Annotated in this window: 19 protein-coding genes; 7 read left to right on the top strand and 12 right to left on the bottom strand. The window is 71.8% G+C overall.

Annotated elements, in window-relative coordinates:
• Positions 1 to 57 precede the first annotated feature (57 nt).
• Positions 58 to 1,512 carry an MFS transporter gene (locus ACNNMR_RS10980; RefSeq protein ID WP_419994370.1) on the top strand — a complete coding sequence of 485 codons (1,455 nt, stop codon included), beginning with the start codon at positions 58 to 60 and terminating at the stop codon, positions 1,510 to 1,512.
• Here ACNNMR_RS10980 and map read toward each other — a convergent pair.
• The gene (gene map / locus ACNNMR_RS10975) at positions 1,499 to 2,356 is read right to left on the bottom strand and encodes a type I methionyl aminopeptidase (protein ID WP_419994369.1); all 858 of its coding nucleotides are present in this window, start codon (positions 2,354 to 2,356) and stop codon (positions 1,499 to 1,501) included. The genes ACNNMR_RS10980 and map overlap by 14 nt on opposite strands.
• Positions 2,357 to 2,422: 66 nt before the next feature.
• On the opposite strand from map, the gene ACNNMR_RS10970 reads away from it, so the two are divergent.
• Complete coding sequence (locus ACNNMR_RS10970; protein ID WP_419994368.1) at positions 2,423 to 2,659, top strand: hypothetical protein; 237 nt, start codon at positions 2,423 to 2,425, stop codon at positions 2,657 to 2,659.
• A gap of 105 nt (positions 2,660 to 2,764) precedes the next feature.
• On the opposite strand, the gene ACNNMR_RS10965 is transcribed toward ACNNMR_RS10970, so the two are convergent.
• A complete protein-coding gene (locus tag ACNNMR_RS10965) occupies positions 2,765 to 3,394 on the bottom strand; it encodes a hypothetical protein (protein WP_419994367.1) in 630 nt (209 codons plus the stop codon).
• A 126-nt stretch (positions 3,395 to 3,520) separates the two neighbouring features.
• Here ACNNMR_RS10965 and npdG point away from each other — a divergent pair, with 126 nt between their 5' ends.
• On the top strand, positions 3,521 to 4,225 hold the full coding sequence (gene npdG, locus ACNNMR_RS10960; protein WP_419994366.1) for an NADPH-dependent F420 reductase: 705 nt from the start codon (positions 3,521 to 3,523) through the stop codon (positions 4,223 to 4,225).
• 69 nt (positions 4,226 to 4,294) lie between these two features.
• Positions 4,295 to 4,531: a hypothetical protein gene (locus ACNNMR_RS10955; RefSeq protein WP_419994365.1), complete on the top strand. Its 237-nt coding sequence runs from the start codon at positions 4,295 to 4,297 to the stop codon at positions 4,529 to 4,531.
• Positions 4,532 to 4,540: 9 nt separating this feature from the next.
• Here ACNNMR_RS10955 and ACNNMR_RS10950 read toward each other — a convergent pair whose 3' ends face one another.
• Complete coding sequence (locus ACNNMR_RS10950; RefSeq protein ID WP_419994364.1) at positions 4,541 to 5,341, bottom strand: site-2 protease family protein; 801 nt, start codon at positions 5,339 to 5,341, stop codon at positions 4,541 to 4,543.
• A gap of 976 nt (positions 5,342 to 6,317) precedes the next feature.
• Here ACNNMR_RS10950 and ACNNMR_RS10945 point away from each other — a divergent pair.
• Positions 6,318 to 9,980 carry an AfsR/SARP family transcriptional regulator gene (locus tag ACNNMR_RS10945; protein WP_419994363.1) on the top strand — a complete coding sequence of 1,221 codons (3,663 nt, stop codon included), beginning with the start codon at positions 6,318 to 6,320 and terminating at the stop codon, positions 9,978 to 9,980.
• Positions 9,981 to 9,992: 12 nt separating this feature from the next.
• Here the strand turns inward: ACNNMR_RS10945 and ACNNMR_RS10940 are convergent, their stop codons facing one another.
• The 8 genes from ACNNMR_RS10940 to panB form a co-directional block, all read right to left on the bottom strand.
• Complete coding sequence (locus ACNNMR_RS10940) at positions 9,993 to 10,394, bottom strand: hypothetical protein (RefSeq protein ID WP_419994362.1); 402 nt, start codon at positions 10,392 to 10,394, stop codon at positions 9,993 to 9,995.
• Positions 10,395 to 10,601: 207 nt separating this feature from the next.
• Positions 10,602 to 11,456: an ABC transporter permease gene (locus ACNNMR_RS10935; protein ID WP_419994361.1), complete on the bottom strand. Its 855-nt coding sequence runs from the start codon at positions 11,454 to 11,456 to the stop codon at positions 10,602 to 10,604.
• Positions 11,453 to 12,493 (bottom strand): ATP-binding cassette domain-containing protein, encoded by a 1,041-nt coding sequence (locus ACNNMR_RS10930; protein WP_419994360.1) that lies wholly within the window; start codon positions 12,491 to 12,493, stop codon positions 11,453 to 11,455. Before ACNNMR_RS10930 ends, ACNNMR_RS10935 begins: the two co-directional genes overlap by 4 nt.
• 79 nt (positions 12,494 to 12,572) lie before the next feature.
• Positions 12,573 to 13,787 (bottom strand): MFS transporter, encoded by a 1,215-nt coding sequence (locus ACNNMR_RS10925; protein ID WP_419994359.1) that lies wholly within the window; start codon positions 13,785 to 13,787, stop codon positions 12,573 to 12,575.
• Between the two features lie 80 nt (positions 13,788 to 13,867).
• On the bottom strand, positions 13,868 to 14,902 hold the full coding sequence (locus tag ACNNMR_RS10920) for an endonuclease/exonuclease/phosphatase family protein (RefSeq protein ID WP_419994358.1): 1,035 nt from the start codon (positions 14,900 to 14,902) through the stop codon (positions 13,868 to 13,870).
• A 134-nt stretch (positions 14,903 to 15,036) separates the two neighbouring features.
• Positions 15,037 to 15,675 carry a TetR/AcrR family transcriptional regulator gene (locus ACNNMR_RS10915; RefSeq protein ID WP_419994357.1) on the bottom strand — a complete coding sequence of 213 codons (639 nt, stop codon included), beginning with the start codon at positions 15,673 to 15,675 and terminating at the stop codon, positions 15,037 to 15,039.
• A 37-nt stretch (positions 15,676 to 15,712) separates the two neighbouring features.
• On the bottom strand, positions 15,713 to 17,314 hold the full coding sequence (locus ACNNMR_RS10910; RefSeq protein ID WP_419994356.1) for an MFS transporter: 1,602 nt from the start codon (positions 17,312 to 17,314) through the stop codon (positions 15,713 to 15,715).
• A gap of 163 nt (positions 17,315 to 17,477) precedes the next feature.
• Positions 17,478 to 18,374 (bottom strand): 3-methyl-2-oxobutanoate hydroxymethyltransferase, encoded by an 897-nt coding sequence (gene panB, locus ACNNMR_RS10905; protein WP_419994355.1) that lies wholly within the window; start codon positions 18,372 to 18,374, stop codon positions 17,478 to 17,480.
• 145 nt (positions 18,375 to 18,519) lie between these two features.
• On the opposite strand from panB, the gene ACNNMR_RS10900 reads away from it, so the two are divergent.
• Positions 18,520 to 18,786 carry a type II toxin-antitoxin system Phd/YefM family antitoxin gene (locus tag ACNNMR_RS10900; protein WP_419994354.1) on the top strand — a complete coding sequence of 89 codons (267 nt, stop codon included), beginning with the start codon at positions 18,520 to 18,522 and terminating at the stop codon, positions 18,784 to 18,786.
• On the top strand, positions 18,786 to 19,208 hold the full coding sequence (locus ACNNMR_RS10895) for a type II toxin-antitoxin system VapC family toxin (RefSeq protein ID WP_419994353.1): 423 nt from the start codon (positions 18,786 to 18,788) through the stop codon (positions 19,206 to 19,208). Before ACNNMR_RS10900 ends, ACNNMR_RS10895 begins: the two co-directional genes overlap by 1 nt.
• An 11-nt stretch (positions 19,209 to 19,219) precedes the next feature.
• On the opposite strand, the gene ACNNMR_RS10890 is transcribed toward ACNNMR_RS10895, so the two are convergent.
• Complete coding sequence (locus ACNNMR_RS10890) at positions 19,220 to 20,971, bottom strand: NAD+ synthase (protein ID WP_419994352.1); 1,752 nt, start codon at positions 20,969 to 20,971, stop codon at positions 19,220 to 19,222.
• Positions 20,972 to 21,026 lie beyond the last annotated feature (55 nt).

Here is a 21,026-nt window from a genome sequence, read left to right as displayed (position 1 = left end):
AAAAGATTCACAAGGTAACAACGTCGTGATTCATCAGCCGCAAGGGGAGAGCACAGCATGGCTCCGACAGCAGAACTGGAGCGGGCGCCCGAGCGCGAGCGCTCCGCGCCCAGTCCGCAGCGCGTCGCCGCCACCGGCGAGCGCCGCGTCACCGTCACCGACGAGGGCACGGTCAAGCGCGCCGTACGGGCCACCATGCTCGGCAACGCCATGGAGTGGTTCGACTTCGGCGTCTACGCCTACCTCGCCGTCACCATCGGCAAGGTCTTCTTCCCGGCCGCCAGCGGCACCGCCCAGGTGCTGTCGTCGCTCGCCGCCTTTGCCGCGGCCTTCCTGGTCCGCCCGCTGGGCGGCATGGTCTTCGGCCCGCTGGGTGACCGGATCGGCCGCAAGAAGGTCCTCGCCCTCACGATGATCATGATGTCGGGGGCGACCCTGGCCATCGGCCTGCTGCCGACCCACGCCGCCATCGGCCTGTGGGCGCCCGTGCTGCTGGTGCTCTTCCGCATGGTGCAGGGCTTCTCCGCGGGCGGTGAGTACGGCGGCGCGGCCACCTTTATCGCCGAGTACGCGCCCGACAAGCGCCGCGGCTTCTTCGGCAGCTTCCTGGAGCTCGGCACCCTGATCGGCTACACCGCCGCGGCCGCGCTGGTCACCGGCCTGGAGATGGGCCTGAGCGACGACGCGATGGTCTCCTGGGGCTGGCGGATCCCGTTCCTGATCGCGGGCCCGATCGGCCTGGTCGGTCTCTATCTGCGGCTGAGGCTGGAGGAGACTCCCGCTTACCAGGAGCTGGCGGAGGGCGGTGGCGGCCACGACGAGCGCCCGAAGCTCACCATCCGGCAGGTGCTGGCGGGGCAGTGGCGCGCGATGGCGCTGTGCATGGCGCTGGTCGCGGCCTTCAACGTCACCGACTACGTCCTGCTGTCGTACATGCCGACCTACCTCACCGACACCCTCGGGTTCGACCCGACCACGGGCCTGCTGTCGATCGTGCTGGTGATGATCGTGCTGATGCTGCTGATCAACCGGGTCGGCGCCCTGTCCGACCGCTTCGGGCGGCGTCCGGTCCTCATGGCCGGCTCGCTCGCCTTCCTGGTGCTGTCCGTCCCGGCGCTGCTGCTGATCAAGCTCGGCAGCTGGCCGGCGGTCTTCGCCGGCCTGCTGATCCTGGGGCTGGCCCTGCTCGGTTACGTATCGACGATGTCGCCGACGCTCCCGGCCCTCTTCCCGACCGACCGCCGGTACTGCTCGCTGTCGATCTCCTTCAACGTGTCCGTATCGCTCTTCGGCGGCACCACGCCGCTGGTCGTCGCCGCGCTGGTCTCCAGCACCGGAAACGACCTGATGCCGGCGTTCTACATGATGCTCTTCGCCGCCGTCGGCCTGGTGGCCGCGCACCGCATGGAGGAGACCGCGGGCAAGCCGCTCAAGGGCTCCCCGCCCTCGGTCGCCACGGAGGAGGAAGCGGCGGCCCTGCGCGCCGCGCCCCGTATCCCTACGGCAAGGTGAGGATCTCGGTGCCCGTCTCGGTGACGACCAGGGTGTGCTCGAACTGAGCCGTCCGCTTGCGGTCCTTGGTCACGACGGTCCAGCCGTCGTCCCACATGTCGTACTCATGGGTGCCGAGCGTCAGCATCGGCTCGATCGTGAAGGTCATCCCCGGCTGGATCACGGTGGTGTGATGCGGGCTGTCGTAGTGCGGAATGATCAGGCCGCTGTGGAACGACGAGTTGATGCCGTGCCCGGTGAAGTCCCGCACCACGCCGTAGCCGAAGCGCTTGGCGTACGACTCGATGACCCGGCCGATGATGTTGACCTGGCGGCCGGGGCGGACGGCCTTGATGGCGCGGGTGAGGGACTCGCGGGTGCGCTCGACCAGCAGCTTTGACTGCTCGTCGACATCGCCGCACAGGTACGTGGCGTTGTTGTCGCCGTGTACGCCGTCGATGTACGCGGTGACGTCGAGGTTCACGATGTCGCCGTCGTTCAGGACGGTGGAGTCCGGGATGCCGTGGCAGATGACCTCGTTGACCGAGGTGCACAGCGACTTCGGGAAGCCGCGGTAGCCCAGCGTCGAGGGGTAGGCGCCGTGGTCGCACATGTACTCGTGCGCGACCCGGTCCAGCTCGTCGGTGGTGACGCCCGGCGCGATGTGCTTCGCCGCCTCCGCCATCGCCCGCGCGGCGATGCCGCCGGCGATGCGCATGCGCTCGATGGTCTCCGCGTCCTGGACCTCCGGCCCGGTGTACGGGGCGGGCGCCTTCTTGCCCACGTACTCGGGGCGGGTGATGGCGGCGGGGACGGGGCGGGCGGGGGACAGCGTCCCGGGGACGAGCAGCGACTGGCCAGACATGACAGCGAGTGTAATCGCGCCTCATCGGGCACGATGGGCGGGAAGCGACCAGGCGAGGAGCGCGCGATGGCCCTGTTCGGAAAGAAGAAGTCGGAGTCGGCCGCGGGGCAGCCGGGCGAGTGGTACTACTGCATCCGCCACGGAAAGGTGGAGGAAGGCCCCGAGTGCAAGGCCACGGACCGCCTGGGCCCGTACCCGTCGGCGGCGGAGGCCGCCAGGGCCCTGGAGACGGCCCACGACCGCAATGAGGTGTGGGACAAGGACCCGGACTGGTCGGACGACGAGGGTGAGCAGAGCCGGTAAGTCACTGTCGGGGGCAGGCGTCCCGCATGGCGGGACGGGTGGGCCCGGACGTTTCCGGCACCCGGCGACGCGACAGGCACCGCGCAGGACCGGTCCGTCACCACGTCACCACCTGGGTGGCGGAGGCGCCGAAAGTTGTTCCGCCAGCCGTGACAAGCGGTCCGTAAAGCGGCGCCGGCCCGCCGCAGGCGCCGCCGGCAGCGTCGATTCGCCCGCCGCCGCGCTCACCAGATGCTGCACCGTCTCCAGATCCACCCCACCGGGCGCATCCGCGCCCAGCGCATCGTGCGCCAGCGACCGCAGATCGCGCAGCCCCAGCTCGCAGTCGTCCATCGCCAGCACCGTAGCCCCCGCCCGCCGCGCATCCCCGATCCGCTCCAGCAGCCCACCCTCGGGCTCATCCGCGGCGACCACCAGCAGCGTCGTCCCACGCCCAGCCGCCTCGAGCCGATTCAGCCCCACCGCCAGGTGCGGCCGCGCCCCGGCCGGCGTCCGGTGTCGTACGAGCGTGGGCGACAGCTCCGGCTGCCCGGACCACGCCGCCTCGTCATCGAGATGCGCGGCCAGGTGCCACGGCTCGTATGCGGGCGTGCCCACCAGCAGCAGCCCACCCCCCGCCGCCGCAGTTCCGCCGGTCACGGCGGCCCGCAGCGTCCCCGCGAAGCGGCGCGCGGCGGGCAACCACTCGGTCCCGGCAAGGACTTCGCGCAGCAGCGCGACCCGTACGGCGTCCATGGGGCGGCATCCTGCCCCACCGGCACCAGCCCCCGCAGCCGTACCGCCGCACGTTCCCTCGCACGCGTGAGCTGACTCACCGTCGGCCAACGGTTCGGTTCGAGGCCGGCCTGGCAGGATCGGCGTATGACATCTGCAGATCCAGCCGCGAAGCCCGCCCCCAAGGACCCGTGGGAGCTGCCCGACGTCTCCGGTCTTACGGTCGGCGTCCTCGGCGGCACCGGAGACCAGGGCCGCGGGCTCGCGTACCGGCTCGCGCGGGCCGGGCAGCGCGTGATCATCGGCTCCCGCAGCACGGAGCGCGCCGAGACCGCGGCCGCCGAGCTCGGCCACGGCGTCGAGGGCGCGGAGAACGAGGAGTGCGCCCGGCGCAGCGACATCGTCATCGTCGCCGTCCCCTGGGACGGGCACGCCAAGACCCTCGAGGCGCTGCGCGACGTCCTCGCCGGCAAGCTCGTCGTCGACTGCGTCAACCCGCTCGGCTTCGACAAGAAGGGCGCGTACGCCCTGAAGCCCGAGGAAGGCAGCGCCGCCGAGCAGGCCGCCGCCCTGCTCCCCGAGTCGCGGGTCACCGCCGCCTTCCACCACCTGTCGGCCGTGCTGCTGCAGGACCCGGAGGTCGAGGAGATCGAGACCGACGTGATGTGCCTGGGCGAGGTGCGCGCGGACGTCGAGCAGGTGCAGGCGCTGGCACAGCGCATCCCCGGGATGCGCGGCGTCTTCGCGGGCCGGCTGCGCAACGCCCATCAGGTGGAGTCGCTGGTCGCGAACCTGATCTCGGTGAACCGCCGCTACAAGGCGCACGCGGGCGTGCGGCTGACCGACATCTGAGCCGTATCCGGGGTGGGGGAGAATGGGAGTCCCTGAACCCCCCTCCACCCCGGACAAGGAGCAGAACAGATGCCCGCATCCGCACCCCAGATCCTCCCGGCCGCCAAGGTCCGGCAGCTGGCGATTTTCGCTGTCGTCGTGTGCGTGCTGGCGGTGGCCGCGGCCGTGGTGTCCTTCGTGCAGGGCTACTGGCTGGGCGTGCTGTGGCTGCTGCTCGCGGGCGTCGTCTCGAACATGGCCTGGTACTACATCCGCCGCACCCGCGCCGCCCAGCGCCTGGAGCAGGCGCAGCGGCGGGCGGGCTGAGGGACCGCGTTACGGACCCACCTGCGGTGTCCCATCCCAGAAGCGGAACCAGTCCAGGCCGAGCGAGGTCCAGATCTCGTCCACCCCGAGCCCGCGCATGATCCCGTCGATGGCGTCGAAGAAGACGCGGTTCAGCTCCGGGATCCACAGCAGCGCGAAGACGGCGAGCAGTCCGAACCCCGCGTACTGATCCAGCTTCTGCCGGGTGGCAGGGGCGAGCCACGGCTCGATGACTCCGTAGCCGTCCAGCCCCGGCACCGGCAGGAAGTTCAAAATGGCCGCCGTGACCTGCAGCATCGCCAGGAACGCGAGCGCGGCGCGGAAGGCCGGCGGGGCGTCGTCCATCTTCCCCAGCCAGAACGGCGCGGTGAGCACGACGGCGAGCAGCGCGTTGGTCAGCGGCCCCATCGCCGAGATCAGGCTGTGCCGCCAGCGCCCGCGGATCCGCCCGCGCTCGATGAAGACGGCGCCGCCGGGGAGCCCGATGCCGCCCGCGATGACGAAGAGCAGCGGGAGCAGGATCGACAGCACGGCGTGGGTGTACTTGAAGGGGTTGAGGGTGAGATAGCCCTTCGCGCCGATCGAGATGTCGCCGCTGTGCAGCGCGCTGCGGGCATGCGCGTACTCATGCAGGCACAGGGAGACCACCCACCCCGCGACGACGAAGAGGAAGACCATCAGGCCCGCGGGCCCCTGGTCCTCGTAGAGCGCCCAGCCGGCGGCCACCGCGGCGGCGAGGATCGCCAGAAAGACGGGGCTGATGCGGCGGTCCTTGCGGCGCAATGCGCTGGCGCTGGCTTGGGTCGTCATCGGCTTCACGTCTCCTGCCACGGTCGGCGGGCGGGGCGGTCCCGACGGTATCGCCGGGGCGGCTCCCTGCGGGGAGAACGACACTGGCGGGGTGGGAGGTTCCGGGGCCGGGGTGACGGCGGCTCGGGGCGGCGGGGCAGCGGGCAGCGGGGCACGGGGCGGCGGGGGGTGGTAGCGGGTGGGTTGGTATCGGATGGTGACGGTCGCGTCGCCGGGCTGCGGTGGGGTTCGGTGCCGGAAACGGATGGCTGGCTGCGGAGGGGTGGGGGAGGCGGGGCGGGTTGGGTTGCCGGGTGGCGGCTTGGTGGTGGGGTGCAGGCAGGTCAGGGGCGTGTTGCATTTGTGGGGGCGCGTACGGGGGATGCGTGCGCCCTTTCATGTGGGGGTGTGTCGGGGGGCGCGGTACCAAGGCGGCGGCGGATGGGCGGACGGACCCCATCCGCCTTCCGGTAGGCCTCGCCTTCGGTAGGCCCTCGCCTTCGGTAGGCCCTCGCCCTACCGCCCGGTCGCCCCTCCCCCCGACACATCCCCATCGAAAAGGGCGCGCGCCTGCCCTGCATGCGCCCCACCAAGGCTCACGCGCCCTACCCCCAAGCCGCCGCCCGGCAGCCCACCCCGAGCCCCCGCCCCAGCCCTTCCGCAGCCAGCCGTCCGTTTCCGGCACCGAGCATCCCCGCAAGACGGCGACGCGACCGTCACCATCCGATACCAACCCACCCGCCACCAGCCCGAGTCCGTGCCCCGCCGCCCCGTGCCCGTGCCCGAGTCCATGCCCGTGTCCGTGCCCCACCCGCCCCCGAGCCCGAGTCCGTGCCCTCACCCGCACCGCACCCGCACCGCACCGCACCGCACCGCACCCGCAACAGCCCTATCACCCCGCCAGCAGCCTCCCCACCTCCGCAAACTCCTCCCCCGACAGCCCTCCGTACGGGACCGGCGGCCGCGCCGCCCATCGCGGTCGGCGACAATAGGCGCCATGCGCTATCGCATCCTCGGCCCCACCCAGGCCCTCACCCCCGACGGCGGAGTCGTCGCGCTTGGTGGGGCGCGGTTGCGGGCGTTGTTGGCGGCGTTGGCGCTGGAGGTTGGGCGGGTGCGTTCGGCTGAGGTGCTGATTGGTGAGGTGTGGGCGGTTGACGAGCCGCCCGCGGATGCGGCGGGTGCGCTGCAGGCCCTGGTCGGGCGGCTGCGGCGGGCGCTCGGCCACGACGCGGTCGACTCCCTGGAGGGCGGCTACCGGCTCGCCGCCGACCGCGACGACGTCGACCTCTACCGCTTCGCCCGGCTCGCCGACGAGGGCAGCCGCGCCCTCGCCGACGGCGACCCGGACAAGGCTGCGACCCTCTGCGACGACGCCCTGTCGCTGTGGCGCGGCCCCGCCCTCGCCGATCTCCCCGATCGCGCCGCCCCGGCCACCCGCTGGGAGGCCCGCCGCCTGGACACCCGCCGCGACCGCGCGGCAGCGGCCCTCGCCCTAGGCGAGGCGGAGACGGTCCTGCCGGACCTCCGCGCCCTGACCGCGGCCCACCCCCTCGACGAACCCCTGCACGCCCTCCACCTGCGCGCCCTCCGCGACGCAGGCCGCACGGCCGAGGCCCTGGCGGCGTACGAACAGCTCCGCACAACCCTGGCCGACACCCTGGGCGCGGACCCGGGCCCGGAGCTGCGGGCCCTGCACGCCGAACTCCTCGGTGGTGGCGGCCACTCGGCCCGTCCAGGAGGTGAACAGGTAAGCCCCGGCGGCGTGTCCCCGACCGGCTCGCGTCAGCCCCGGCCAGGCGCGGGCGCACGCGACCGGGCGCCCGGACCCGGCCGGGGCACCGGCGGAGGCCACACCGGCGGACCTGGCCACACCGCCGGACCCGGCCACACCGACGGACCCGGCCGGCCCGGCGGGCGGGAGGCTGACCCCGGCCGGGGCTCCGGCCCCGCCCCGTACGACACGAGCGGCGACCGCGCGGCCGACGCGGCCGCGTCCGCGTCCGCCCCGGCCCCGCACGACCAGACCTCGCCCCCCGCCCCGCCGCCAGGCAACCTCCGCGCCCGCCTCACCAGCTTCGTCGGCCGCGAGGCCGACATCGACTCGCTCGGCGAAGGGCTCGCCGTGCACCGCCTCGTCACGCTCACCGGCCCCGGCGGCGCGGGCAAGACGCGCCTCGCGCAGGAGGCCGCCGAAGCCGCGCAGCGGGCCCATGCCGACGAGCGGTGGGTGGACGGCGTGTGGCTTGTCGAGTTGGCGCCGATCGGGTCCGATGCCGAGGCCGGGGCCATTGCCGACGCCGTGCTCGGGGCGCTCGGCGCCCGCGAGACCGTGCTGCGCACCGCCGCCGACGCGCTCCGCACCACCGACCCGATGCGACGCCTCGCGGAGCATTGCGCGAGACGCCGCATCCTCCTCGTCCTCGACAACTGCGAACACGTCATCGGCGCCGCCGCCGAGGTCGCCGAGCAGGTGCTGATCAGCTGCGCGGGCGTTACGGTCCTGGCCACCAGCCGCGAGCCGCTTGCCGTCCCCGGCGAGGTGGTACGGCCCGTGGACCCGCTCCCGGACGCCGCCGCGCTGCGCCTGCTGGCCGAGCGCGGCGCCGCGGCCAGGCCCGGGTTCGTACCGCAGGACGACCCGGCCGCCTGCGCGGAGATCTGCCACCGCCTCGACGGCCTGCCGCTCGCCATCGAGCTGGCGGCGGCCCGCCTGCGCATGCTGACGCCGCGTCAGCTCGCGGACCGGCTGGACGACCGCTTCCGCCTGCTCACCAGCGGCAGCCGCACACTGCTCCCGCGCCAGCAGACCCTGCGCGCGGTGGTCGACTGGTCCTGGGACCTTCTGGACGAGCGCGAACGCGCCGTACTCTCCCGGCTGTCGGTCTTCCACGGCGGCTGCGATCTCGCTGCCGCGGAGGCGGTGTGCGCGGGGCCCGAGGCCTCCGTGGACGCCCCCGCCGTTGACCGCCACGACATCCTCGGTCTCCTCGGCTCCCTCGTCGACAAGTCCCTGGTCATCGCCGCCCCCACCGCCTCCGGCGAGATGCGCTACCGGCTGCTGGAGACCGTCCGCGAGTACGCGGGCGAGCGGCTGGCCGCGGTCCCGGCCGAAGCCGACGCCGCACCTGACGCCACCGCCGCCCGCCACCTCACCTACTACCGCGAACTCGCCCGCACCGCCGACCCTCAACTCCGCGGCAGCGCGCAGCGTGAGTGGCTCGACCGGCTGCAGCTGGAGCACGACAACCTCCGCGCCGCGCTGCGCCGCGCCATCGTCACCGGCGACGAGCAGGAGGCGCTGAGCCTCGTCCACTCCCTGATGTGGTTCTGGACCCTGCTCGACTTGCGCACCGAGGCCCGCACCTGGGCGCTCGCCGCCGCAGACCTCGGCCCGAACCCCTTCGTGCCCACCCCGGACGTCGCCCCGCCCGTGGACGTGGCGTGCGTCGAGGTGCCGCCGCCGTACTCGGACGAGCTGCTCCAGGAGGCCCGCCGCGGCGTCCGGCTGATCGCGCTCAGCCAGGCGGAGGGCGACATGGAGGCCCTGAACGCCCCCGACACCCAGGCCGAACTCCGCGGCGTCGTGGCCGCGTACCACCCCGACCTGCCGCAGACCTGCCGGCTGCCGGGCTTCATGTGGTTCTACGCCGGCATCCTCACCGGCGCGTTCCAGAGCATGCTGGAGATCTTCGATACGGCCGTCCGCACCTGCCGCGTGCTCGACCGCGACTGGGAACTGGCCTTCGCGCTGCAGCTGCGCGCCAAGGTCCTCAACGACCAGCCGGGCGGCCTCGATCAGTCCGCCGCGGACGCCGCCGAGAGCCTGGAGATCTTCGAGCGGCTCGGCGACGGCTGGGGCATGGCCGAGTCCCTGGCCACCCGCGGCGAGGCCCGCGAGCGGTATGGCGAACACGAGGCCGCGGCCCGCGACTACGAGCAGGCCATCGCGTACACCGAAGCCCTCGGCGCGCACGCGCAGATCCCCATGCTCGCCGCGCGCCTCGGCGGCGCGCTGATCGAGACCGGCCGGGTGGAGGACGGCGAGCGGCTGCTGCGGCAGGCGGTCACGGACGCCGAGCGCAGCGCGACGGAGGCCCGGCACTACACCCGCATGCAGCTCGCCGTCCATTGCGCCCGCATCGGCCGTACGGACGAGGCGCGGGAGCACTTCCGCCGGCTGGAGGACGGCTTCGCCACCCGCGGTCCGGAGCTGTTCACCGCGATAGTGCAGGGGTTCCTCGGCTGGGTCGACGTGGTCGACGGCCGGTGCGCCGAGGCGCTGCCGCGCATCCGCCGCGCGGTGACGGGGACGCTCGACGACCCGATGGCGCAGCTGGTCGCGCCGAACACCACGGTGACGCAGTTCGTCGTCGCCGCGTGGGCCCTCGCGGGCCTCGACCGCGCGGCGGACGGCGCCCGGCTCCTCGGCGCCTTCGACGCCCTGAGCCAGGATCCGTCGCGGATGCTCGGCGTGGAGCGCGAGAACCGCGCGCGGGCGGAGGCGGCCGTACGGGCCGGCTTCGCGGCGGGCGAGGCGGGTGAGGCGGACGACGCGGGCGAGGTGGACGACGCGGGTGAGGCGGGTGACGCGGCTTTCCGGCGGGCGTACGAGGAGGGGCGCGAGCTCACCGCGGCGCAGGCGACCGAGCTGATCTGACCTCCGTACCCCTTACTCCCGCACCGTCCGCCGCGCCCGCCGCAGGATGAACGCCGCCCCGCCCAGCGACATCGCCGCCAGCGAGGCGGCCGCCAGGGCCGGGGTGTCGTCCGAGTCGCCCTGCGGCGGCGGGGTGAAGGTGCCGAAGTCCGGGACCGTGACGTTGCCCGGGGCCTGGCCCGGGTTCTTGCCGTCGTGGGGAGCCGCGGGGCCGCTCCCGCTCGTGGGGTCCTCGGGCACGTAGCTCTCGTCGTAGGAGCCGTCGCCGGAGCCGAAGTCCTCCTCCGGCGCCGGGGGTTCGACCTGTGCGGGGCGGTCGGCGGGCACGGCGGCGGCGGTGGGGCTGACGCAGCCCCAGATCAGCAGGGGGGCGGCGAGGCCGGCGACGAGGGGCAGCCGGCGCATGCGGTCCATCGTGGGGCGCTCCTTGTTGGGCACGGAATGGCGTAGTCATACATTCCGACCGGAACGCCCTCGGGTGGCCGCGCCACCAACAGCGGCACCCATATGCAGTTAATAAGATCACCGCATTGGCCCTGTGAACGCCGGAAGGCGGCCACTCCCGGTAGCGCGGGAGGGGCCGCCTTCGACCGTTCGACGCGAACGTCTGCGAGGTTCCGCTCAGGTCTTGTCGCGGAACTTCCGGATCGCCAGCGGCGCGGTCACCGCGGTGATGGCGAACGTCCAGATCAGCGTCCACATCACCGACGTCCCCAGCGAGTGCTGGACAAGCCGGTCCGGCATATCGCCCTGGGTGAGCAGGCGGGCGGCGTCGGCGAGGTTGGACAGCGGGTTGTACTTCGTGAAGTTCTCCAGCCAGCCCGGCATGGAGCTGGTCGGCGCGAAGATGGAGCTTCCGAACTGCAGCGGCATCAGCACGATCATCGCCATTCCCTGCACCGCCTGCGGCGAGCCGAGCGACAGGCCGAGCAGAATGAAGATCCACATCAGGGCGGCGCCGAAGAGCAGGGCCAGGCCGATGGCGGCCAGCAGCTCCGGCACGGAGGTCTTCACCTCGAAGCCGAGGATGAAGCCCATGGTGAGCAGGATCGCGACGGCCACCATCATGCGGCCGATCTCCACCACGATCTTGCCGATCAGTACGGAGGACCGGGAGATGGGCATGGACCGGAAGCGGTCCATCACGCCCTTCTTGAAGTCCTCGTTCACGCCGGTGCCGACGGCCATGGCGATGTTCATGCCCATCATGGCCATGAGGCCCGGGATCAGGTAGTTCACGTAATCCTGCTGATTGCCCTTGCCGAACATCGCGCCGCCGAAGACGAACGTGAACAGCAGGGTGAAGATGATCGGCATCAGCAGGACGTCGAACATCGACTCCGGGTCCTTCTTGATCTGCAGAAGGTTCCGGCGGGCGAGGGCGCCGATGTGGCGCAGGTTGGCGCGCGGGGTGAGGCGGGCTTCCGCGGCACCGGCGGCGGTGGTCGCGGCGGGGTTCAGAGTCGCCGTGGTCATGCGGCCACCTCCTCGAGCTTCTTGTCGTCGGCCTGCTCCGGTACGGAGTCGGCCGTCTTCTGGCCGGTGATCTGCAGGAACACCTCGTCCAGGCTGGGCAGCTTGGTGTCGATGGAAGCGATCGCGAAGCCGTGGCCGGCGAGTGTGGCGACCACGCCGGTCAGCTGCTCGTCGGAGAGGATCGGCACGGACACCAGGCCGTCCTCCTCCTCGGCATGGGCGCCGGCGACGCCGTCGAGCCCGGCCACGGCGATCGCGCCGGCCATCGGGCGCAGGTCGGCGGCGTCGACCGGGCGGATCTGCAGGGTGCGGCCGCCGACCTTCGCCTTGAGCTCCTCGACCTTGCCGCCCGCGACGACCCGGCCGCGGTCGATGACGGTGAGCTCGCCGGCGAGCTGCTCGGCCTCCTCCATGTACTGGGTGGTGAGCAGCACCGTGACCCGCTCCTCGCGGACCATGCGCTGGACCTCGTCCCAGACCTCGTTACGGGTCCTGGGGTCGAGGCCGGTCGTCGGCTCGTCCAGGTAGAGCACCGCAGGGTGGCCGATCATGGACGCGGCCAGGTCCAGGCGGCGGCGCATGCCGCCGGAGTACTCCATGGCGGCCTTCTTGGCGGCCTCGGTGAGGGAGAAGCGCTCCAGCAGCTCGTCCGCGCGGCGGCGGGCGTCCTTGCGGGAGAGGTCGAGCAGCCGCCCGATCATGTACAGGTTCTCGAAGCCGGAGAGCTTCTCGTCGACCGAGGCGTACTGGCCGGTGAGGCCGATGGTGCGGCGGATCGCCCGCGGCTGCTTCACCACGTCGTACCCGGCGACGAAGGCCGTGCCGGCGTCGGGGGTGAGCAGCGTGGACAGGCACCGGACGAGCGTGGTCTTGCCGGCGCCGTTCGGGCCGAGGACGCCGAGGACGGTGCCTTCCTTCACGTCGAGGTCGACGCCGTCCAGCGCCTTGGTGTCGCCGAAGTGTTTGACGAGGCCACGCACTTCGACGGCATTCCCGCTTATGGCGGGCTTGTCGGATGAATGATTCGTTCGCGTCATGACAGCAAAGGTGCCAGCCCTCACCGACAGCTCACCGACAAGCCGCCTACACCGGCCAACATGTGACCGACATCGCAGGTCAGGGGGTGTGCGCGTGCTCCTGGGCGGACCGCTCGCCGGCGGCCACCACCCGCGATTCGGCGTGGTCGGGGCGGGCCCGGTCCAGCAGGCCCGAGGCCACCGCGATCACCAGGCCACCGCAGGCGAGCACCGCCGCCACGGTCGCCGGTGAGGTCCAGCCCCAGCCCGCCGAGACGGCCGCGCCCGCGGCCCAGGCGCCGAAGGCGTTGGAGATGTTGAAGGCACCCTGGGAGGAGGCGGCGGCCAGGGTCGGGGCGGCGCCCGCCTTCTCCATGACCAGGACCTGGAGCGGGGTGCAGGCCATGAAGCCCGCCATGCCGATGAGCACCACCGACACCAGCGCGGTCGCCTTGTGCTCGGCGGTGAAGTGGAAGAGCCCCAGCATGGCGGTGAGCCCGGCCAGTGCCCCGTACAGCGTCGGCCGCAGCGCCCGGTCGGTGAGTGGGCCGCCGACCAGCGCGCCCAGGGTCATGCCGACGCCGAAGAGCGCCAGGACGAAGGTCATCGCCGAGTCCGAGAAGCCGGTGACCTTGGTCATCATCGAGGAGAGGTACGTGTACACGGCGAAGATGCTCGCGATGCCGACGATCGTCGTGGCCATCGCCAGCAGCACCTGTGGGCGGCGCAGCGCGCGCACTTCCTGGCGGAGGCTGGGGCGGCTGTCCTCGGTGAGCCGCGGGATCAGCCGGGCCAGGGCGGCCATCGCGATCAGGCCGATCGCGGTGACGACCAGGAAGGTGGCCCGCCAGCCGAGGTGCTGCCCCAGCAGCGTGCCCAGCGGCACGCCGACGATCGTGGCCGTGGTCAGGCCAAGGAACATCGACGCCACCGCCCGCGCCCGCCGGTCGGCGGTGACGAGGCGGGTGGCGACCACCGCGCCGAGGCCGAAGAAGGCGCCGTGCGGCAGCCCGGCGAAGAAGCGGCCGGCCAGCAGCGTGCCGTAGCCGGGGGCCAGGGCGGAGGCGAGGTTGCCGAGCACGAACAGGCCCATCAGGGCCAGCAGCATCCGCTTCCGCGGCACCCGGGTGCCCAGGGCGGTGAGCAGGGGTGCGCCGACGACGACGCCGATGGCGTACGCGGACACGAGGTGGCCGGCGGTGGGTACGGAGGTGCCGAGGTCGTCGGCGACATTGGGCAGCAGGCCCATCATCACGAACTCGGTGGTACCGATACCGAAGGCGGATATCGCCAGGGCGAGCAGCGCCAGGGGCATGGGGCAGGAACCTTTTCGGACGTTAGCTGTTCTAAGTTCCTAGGCGGAACAATGAGGCCTGACGTGCGTATTCCCGATGATCACCAGGAGATTCCGGCCGCTACGGGCCGGTGGTCGCTGTCGGTCGCGGACAGCACCGACGAGCTCGTCGGCTCCACGCCCTTGACCAGGATCTGATCGATCCGCGCCATGGGGAAAGATGCCGGCCAGCTGAAGCCGAAGCCGTCCCCGGCCGCGCCCTGCGTCGAGCGCATCTGCGAGGTGATGTCGGCGAGCGCGCGGTCGTTCATGGTGCCGTTCAGGTCGCCGAGCAGCACCACCTTCTCGACCGGCTCGCGGGCGATCGCGTTGCCGAGCGCATGGGCGCTGGCGTCGCGCTGGCCCGCCGTAAAGCCCGCGTTGAATTTCACCCGCACGGACGGCAGGTGCGCCACGTAGACGGCGAGCGGCCCCTGGTCGGTGGCGACCGTGGTGCGCAGCGCCCGGGTCCAGCCCATCTTGATGTCGACGGGCTGGGTGCCCGACAGCGGCAGCTTGCTCCACAGCCCGACGGTGCCCTGCACCACGTGGTATGGGTACGCCTTCGCCAGCCCCTTCTCGTACGCGCCCCGGTCCTCCTGGGTGAGCTCCTGCAGGGCCAGCACGTCCGCGCCGGAGCCGGCCAGGTCGGCGGCGGTGCCCGCCGGGTCCGGGTTCTCGGCGTTGACGTTGTGGCTGGCGACGGTGAGGTCGCTGCCCGGGTGGGACTTGTCGCTCAGCTGGCCGCCGAAGAGGTTCAGCCAGACCATCACCGGCAGCAGCAGCGCCACCACGGCCGAGACCGAGCGCCGCCACAGCGCCCCCGCCAGGATCACCGGGATGAAGATCCCGAACCACGGCAGGAACGTCTCCACCAGGCTGCCCAGGTTCCCGATCCGGTTCGGGATCTTCGCGTGCAGCAGCATGATCAGGCCGAGCAGCAGCGCCAGCGCCGCCAGCACCAGGCCGCGCTTCCACGGGCCCGGGCGGGAGACGATGTGGATCACTCGGCTCACGCCCGCGCGCCAGGTCCCGGAGCCCGGGCCCCGGCGGCTCGCGCCGTCCTGTCCGGTTTCCGCCGTGTCCACCTGCGCCATCCGACGTCCTCGCTCACCGTTCGGTCGTGCCCGTACGAAGAGTCCAGACGACCGGCGCCCGTGTGGGGGTTCCGAGTCGGAGTATTCCGTTCCGGGTTGTTACTGAACGCCCACGGTAGCGAAACTCGGACAATTCACCGCGCGCGGGGTCGTACGCCGTCGAGCACGGCGTCGACGATCTGTGCCGGGAGGTCGTCGTCGAGGGGCGCCCATTCGTGCAGCACGGCCCGGCTGAGCATCGGCCCGGCGAACAGCTCCATCAGCAGCTCGACGTCCAGGTCGGCACGGAGCTCCCCGGCCGCCACACCCCGCTCGATCACCTGCCGCAGCAGCGCCCGGCGCGGCCCGATCACCGTCTCGTGGTACTTCTTCGCCAGCTGCGGATGCTGCTGCGCCTGCGTCATCGCCATCCGCAGCGCGGCGGAGGCGCGCTTGGTCAGCGCCCGCTGCCTGATGCTCTCCAGGCACGCGACCAGGACGTCCCTGACGGTCTCGCCCTCCGGCTCCTGCAGCGGCGGCTCCAGCGAGGCGAGCACGTCCACCAGCAGCTCGTCCCGCCCCGCCCACCGCCGGTAGATGGTGGCCTTGCCGACCCCCGCCGTCCGCGCGATCCGCTCCATGGTCAGGTCGCCGATGGCGGCGCCCTCCTCCAGCAGGTGCAGCACGCCCTCGATGATGGCCCGCTCGGCGGCCTCGCTGCGCGGCCGGCCGCGGCGGCGGGGTGCCTTGGGGTGCCGCTCGTGCCAGGCGTCGTGCCGGTCCTGGAGGGTCACGTGGGGGCCTTTCTGGTGTGGTGCCGCCGCGGTGCTATTACGAGCGTGCGGGGGCATTCTCCCGTTCTGCGGTGTCTCCTTCGCCGCCTGGTGACGTGGGTGGCTTTCCGGGCAGCCAGATGGCTGTGACGATGGCGGCGAGGAGCACGACGGCGCCACCTGCGACGGAGGTGATGTGCATAGCGTGGACGAACGCGTCGTTCGCCGGGCCCACGATGGCCTTGCCGGACGCGCCGAGCCGCTCGGCGGCGCCCCGGGTGGCCTCGATGGACTCGCCCGCGGTGTGCTGCACGCCCGGGGGCAGTTGCGTACGGGCGAGGTCGTCGCGGACGCCGTCGCGATAGACGGTCGACATCAGCGAGCCGAGGACGGCGACCCCGAGGGCGCCGCCGACCTGGCGGAAGGTGTTGTTCACGGCCGAGCCGGAGCCGGCCTTCTCGCGCGGCAGGGACTGCATGATGACGACGGTGACGGGCGGCATGACGTGCGCCATCGCCGTACCCATGAAGAAGAACAGCACCTCCAGCACCCAGATCGGGGTGTCGGCGTCCAGCATCAGGAAGCCGGCGAAGCTCGCGGCGATCACCACCAGGCTGGCGGTGCACACCGCCTTCGCGCCGAAGCGGTCCACCATCAGCCGGGCGCGCGGCGCGAAGATCATCTGGGCGACGGCGAGCGGGAGCATCAGCAGGCCGGATTCCAGGGCGCTGTAGCCGCGCAGGCTCTGGGTGTAGAAGACCATGAAGAACGTCACGCCCATCAGCCCGAAGAAGACCAGGCCGATGGTGCCGACGGCGGCGGAGAAGCGCGGGTTCTTGAAGTAGCCCATGTTCAGGGCGGGATGGTCGCTGCGGCGCTCGTACGCCACGAAGAGCGCGAGCAGCGCCGCGCCGCCGAGCATGGTCGCCCACACCTCGGTCGCGGCGAAGTCGGCGAGCTGGCCGCCCTTGATCACGCCGTACACGAGCAGCACGAGGCCGGCGATGGAGAGCACGACGCCGACCGGGTCCAGGCGGCCGGGGGCCGGGTCCCTGGAGTCGGGGACCAGGATCACCATGGCGACGAGCGCGGCGGCGATGATCGGCACATTGATCAGGAAGACCGAGCCCCACCAGAAGTGCTCCAGCAGCAGCCCGCCGGTGATCGGCCCGATCGCGATGGCGAGGCCGACGGCGCCCGCCCAGATGCCGATGGCCTTCGGCTGCTCATCGCGCTCGAAGACATTCATGATGATCGCGAGGGTGGCGGGCATGACGAAGGCACCGCCGAGGCCCATCACCGCGCGCCAGGTGATGAGTTCGCCGGAGGATGCGGAGTAGGCGCAGGCGAGGGAGGCGAGCCCGAAGACCAGCATGCCGCTGAGGAGGGACTTCTTGCGTCCGTAGCGGTCGCCGAGGAGTCCGGCGGTGAAGAGCAGCCCCGCGAAGACGAGCGTGTACGAGTTGATCGCCCACTCGAGCTCGGACTGGGAGGCGCCCAGGCCGGTGGGGGCGGGCGTGGCGATGGTCTTCATCGCGACATTGAGGATCGAGTTGTCGAGGACGACGACCAGGAGGCTGAAGATCAGGACGGTGAGGATCGCCCATCGGCGGCGATGGATCTCTTCCGGTATGCGGGGGAGGGCGTCAGCAGGGGCCATGCCTTCACGCTAGCGCGGATTTCGATACGGTCCCGTTCCGTATCGTAAAACCTCGGCAAAGGGTCGCGACGGGCCCGGAAGCGACGGAGCGCCTCACCCGGGAACTGGGTGAGGCGCTGCGCGAGTGGGTCTGACCGGCGCTGACCGGCTCTGCTTCCGGCGGTCAGTGGAAGCTGTGCTCCTCCGCCGGGTACGCGCCGCCGACCACGTCGCCCGCGAAGGCCTTCGCCGCGTCGCCGAGGGTCTGGCGCAGATTCGCGTACTGCTTCAGGAACTTCGGGGACCGGCCGCCCCAGTCCGTCATCCCCGCCATGTCCGTCCACACCAGCACCTGCGCGTCGCAGTCAGGACCGGCGCCGATCCCGACCGTCGGGATGTGCAGCGAGCGCGTGACCTCCGCCGCGAGCTCCGCCGGGACCAGCTCCAGCACCACTGCGAAGGCGCCCGCGTCCTGGACGGCCTTTGCGTCGCGGAGGAGCTGCTGGGCCGCCTCCTCGCCGCGGCCCTGCACGATGTGGCCGCCGAAGGCCTGCACCGACTGCGGGGTGTAGCCGACGTGGGCCATCACCGGGATCCCGGACTGCACCAGCAGCTCGACCTGATGCGCCGAGCGCTCGCCGCCCTCCAGTTTCACCGCGCCTACGCCGGCGTCCTTCACCAGCCGCGTCGCGTTGCGCAGCGCCTGGACCGGGCCCTCCTGGTACGAGCCGAAGGGCAGGTCGCCGACGATCAGCGCGCGCTTGGTGCCGCGGACGACGGCGGCGGACAGCATGGTGATCTCGTCCATCGTGACGGGGACGGTGGACTCGTAGCCGAGGTGGACATTGCCCATCGAATCGCCGACGAGCATCACTGGGATGCCCGCCTCGTCGAAGACCGACGCGGTCATCGAGTCGTACGCGGTCAGCATGGGCCACTTCTCGCCGCGCTCCTTCGCGCGGGCGATGTCCCTGACGGTGATCCGCCGGGACTGGGTGCCGCCGTACAGCGCCTTGCTGCCGTCGGCGGCGGGCTTGATGCCAGGGCTCTCCTGCGCGGGGGCAGGCGAAACGTGCGTCATCGCAACGCTCCTCAAATCAGTCGTCTCGAGGCGCCCTCACGGCGTCCCCGGATCTGCCTCCATGCTGACACGCACACTCCCGCGGGGGGAAGGACGGGACCTGAGTAGACTTATGTCTAGTCTGTCTAGACTGGAGGTGTCGGCGATGCGTTGGCAGGTGCAGGAAGCGAAGCAGAAGTTCAGCGAGGTGCTTCGGCATGCCAGTGCCGATGGCCCGCAGTTTGTGACCCGGCACGGCGAGGAGGTGGCCGTGGTGCTCGACATAAGGGATTACCGGCGGCTGCACGGCCAGGAGATCGACTTCAAGGAATTCCTGCTCACCGGGCCGGACTCCGATGAGCTTGCCGAAGAACTCGACGGCATCGCGGCGGCGCGGGAGCTGCCGCGGGCCGTGGAGTTCGGGGAGGCGTAGTGGCGTTCCTCCTCGATACGAACGTCTTCGCCGAGCTGCGCAAGCGACATCCCGACCACCGGGTGGTCGCCTGGGTCCGGTCCACTCCCAGCGGGGCGCTCTTTACCAGCACGCTAGTGGTCGGCGAGATCCGCAAGGGCATCGAGAAGGTGCGCCGCCGTGACGAGCAGCAAGCGGCCCGGCTCGAATCCTGGCTGGAGGACCTGCGGCGCGGCTATGCCGACAGGCTGCTGCCCGTCACGGCGGATGTGGCGGAGCGATGGGGGCGGTTCAACTCACCGGATCCGGACCCGGTGCCGGTCGTCGACGGCCTCCTCGCAGCCACGGCCGAGGTCCACGGCCTCACCCTGGTCACCCGTAACGTCAAAGACGTCGGGCGCACCGGGGTGGCCTGCCTCGATCCCTCCGCGTTCGAAGGCTGACCCTTTCGGCGTCAGCCGCCCTCGCGCCACCGGTTCGTGATCGGCAGCCGGCGGTCCTTGCCGAAGCCCTTCGGGGAGATCTTGGTGCCCGGCGGGTACTGGCGGCGCTTGTACTCCGCCGTGTCGACCATCCGCAGGACCCGGTTGACCAGGTCCTCGTCATAGCCGGCCGCCAGGATCTCCTCCCGCCCCTGGTCGCGGTCGACGTACAGCTCCAGCACCCGGTCGAGCACGTCGTAGTCCGGCAGCGAGTCCGTGTCCACCTGATCCGGGCGCAGCTCCGCGCTCGGCGGCTTGGTAATCGAGTTCGGGGGGATCGGCGGCGTCTCGCCGCGCTCCGCCGCCACCGCGTTGCGCCACTTCGCCAGGCGGAAGACCGCCGTCTTGTAGACGTCCTTGATCGGGCCGTACGCGCCGACCGAGTCGCCGTAAAGCGTTGAGTAGCCGACCGCGAGCTCGCTCTTGTTGCCCGGGGCCATCACGATCTGGCCCTCCTGGTTCGACACCGCCATCAGCATCGTGCCGCGCAGCCGCGACTGCAGGTTCTCCTCGGCGAGGCCGGTGAGGTTCAGCGAGCCCATGTACGCGTCGAACATCGGGGCGATCGGGACCGTACGCAGGTGCAGCCCCGTCCGCTGCGCCAGGTCGGCCGCGTCATCGCGCGAGTGCTGCGACGAATACCCCGACGGCATCGAGATGCCGTAGACATTCTCCGCGCCGATCGCGTCGCAGCTGATCGCGGCCACCAGCGCCGAGTCGATGCCGCCGGACAGGCCGATCAGGACCGACTTGAAGCCGTTCTTACGGACGTACGCGCGCACGCCCGTGACCAGCGCCGACCACATCTCCTCCTCGTCGGAGACGTGCGGCTCCACCACCCCGGGATACGCCACCTCGTACGGCGCCACCGGCTCCGCCGACAGCGTCACGTGATCGATCCGCAGCCCGTCGTCCGCGATCCCGGACGGCGCCGCGGCCGCGGCCGCCGGCAGGTCCAGGTCGAGCAGCACGCACTCCTCGGTGAACTGGCCCAGGCGGGCGACCGTAGCCCCGTCCGCGCCCACCACGATCGAGTCGCCGTCGAAGACCAGCTCGTCCTGGCCGCCGGTCATCGCCAGATACGCGGTCGCGCAGCCCGCCTCCTGGGCGCGCTTGCGGACCAGGTCGAGGCGGGTGTCGTCCTTGTTCAGCTCGTACGGGGAGGCGTTGATGGACAGCAGCAGGCCCGCGCCCGCCGTGCGCGCCGCCGGGACCCGGCCGCCGTCCTGCCAGAGGTCCTCGCAGATGGCGAGGGCGACGTCGACGCCGTGCACCCGCACCACCGGCATCGTGTCGCCGGGCACGAAGTAGCGGAACTCGTCGAACACGCCGTAGTTCGGGAGGTGGTGCTTGGCGAAGGTCAGGGCCACCTGGCCGCGGTGCAGCACGGCGGCGGCGTTCTGCGGGGAGCCGGCCGGCTGGCCGAAGCGGTGCCGCTCGGAGCTGCGGTCGAGGTAGCCGAGCACCACCGCCAGCTCGCCGAGGCCCTCGTCGGCGAGGCGCCGCGCCAGCGCGGTCAGCGCGGCGCGGCTGGCCTCGACGAAGGAGGAGCGCAGGGCGAGGTCCTCCACCGGATAGCCGGTGAGCATCATCTCGGGGAAGGCGGCGAGGTGCGCGCCGGACTCGGCGGCGTGCCGCGCCCAGCGGACGACGGCCTCGGAGTTCCCGGCGATGTCGCCGACGGACGAGTCGATCTGATTCAGCGCGAGGCGAAGTTGAGGCACGCCTCCGAGTGTAATCGTCTGACTGACGCAATGCCCCGCGGGCGGGGCGTGGCGC

The sequence above is a fragment of the Streptomyces boninensis genome (assembly GCF_048572725.1).
Taxonomy (GTDB): domain Bacteria; phylum Actinomycetota; class Actinomycetes; order Streptomycetales; family Streptomycetaceae; genus Streptomyces; species Streptomyces boninensis.
This window is presented reverse-complemented; position numbering and strand designations above follow the sequence as displayed.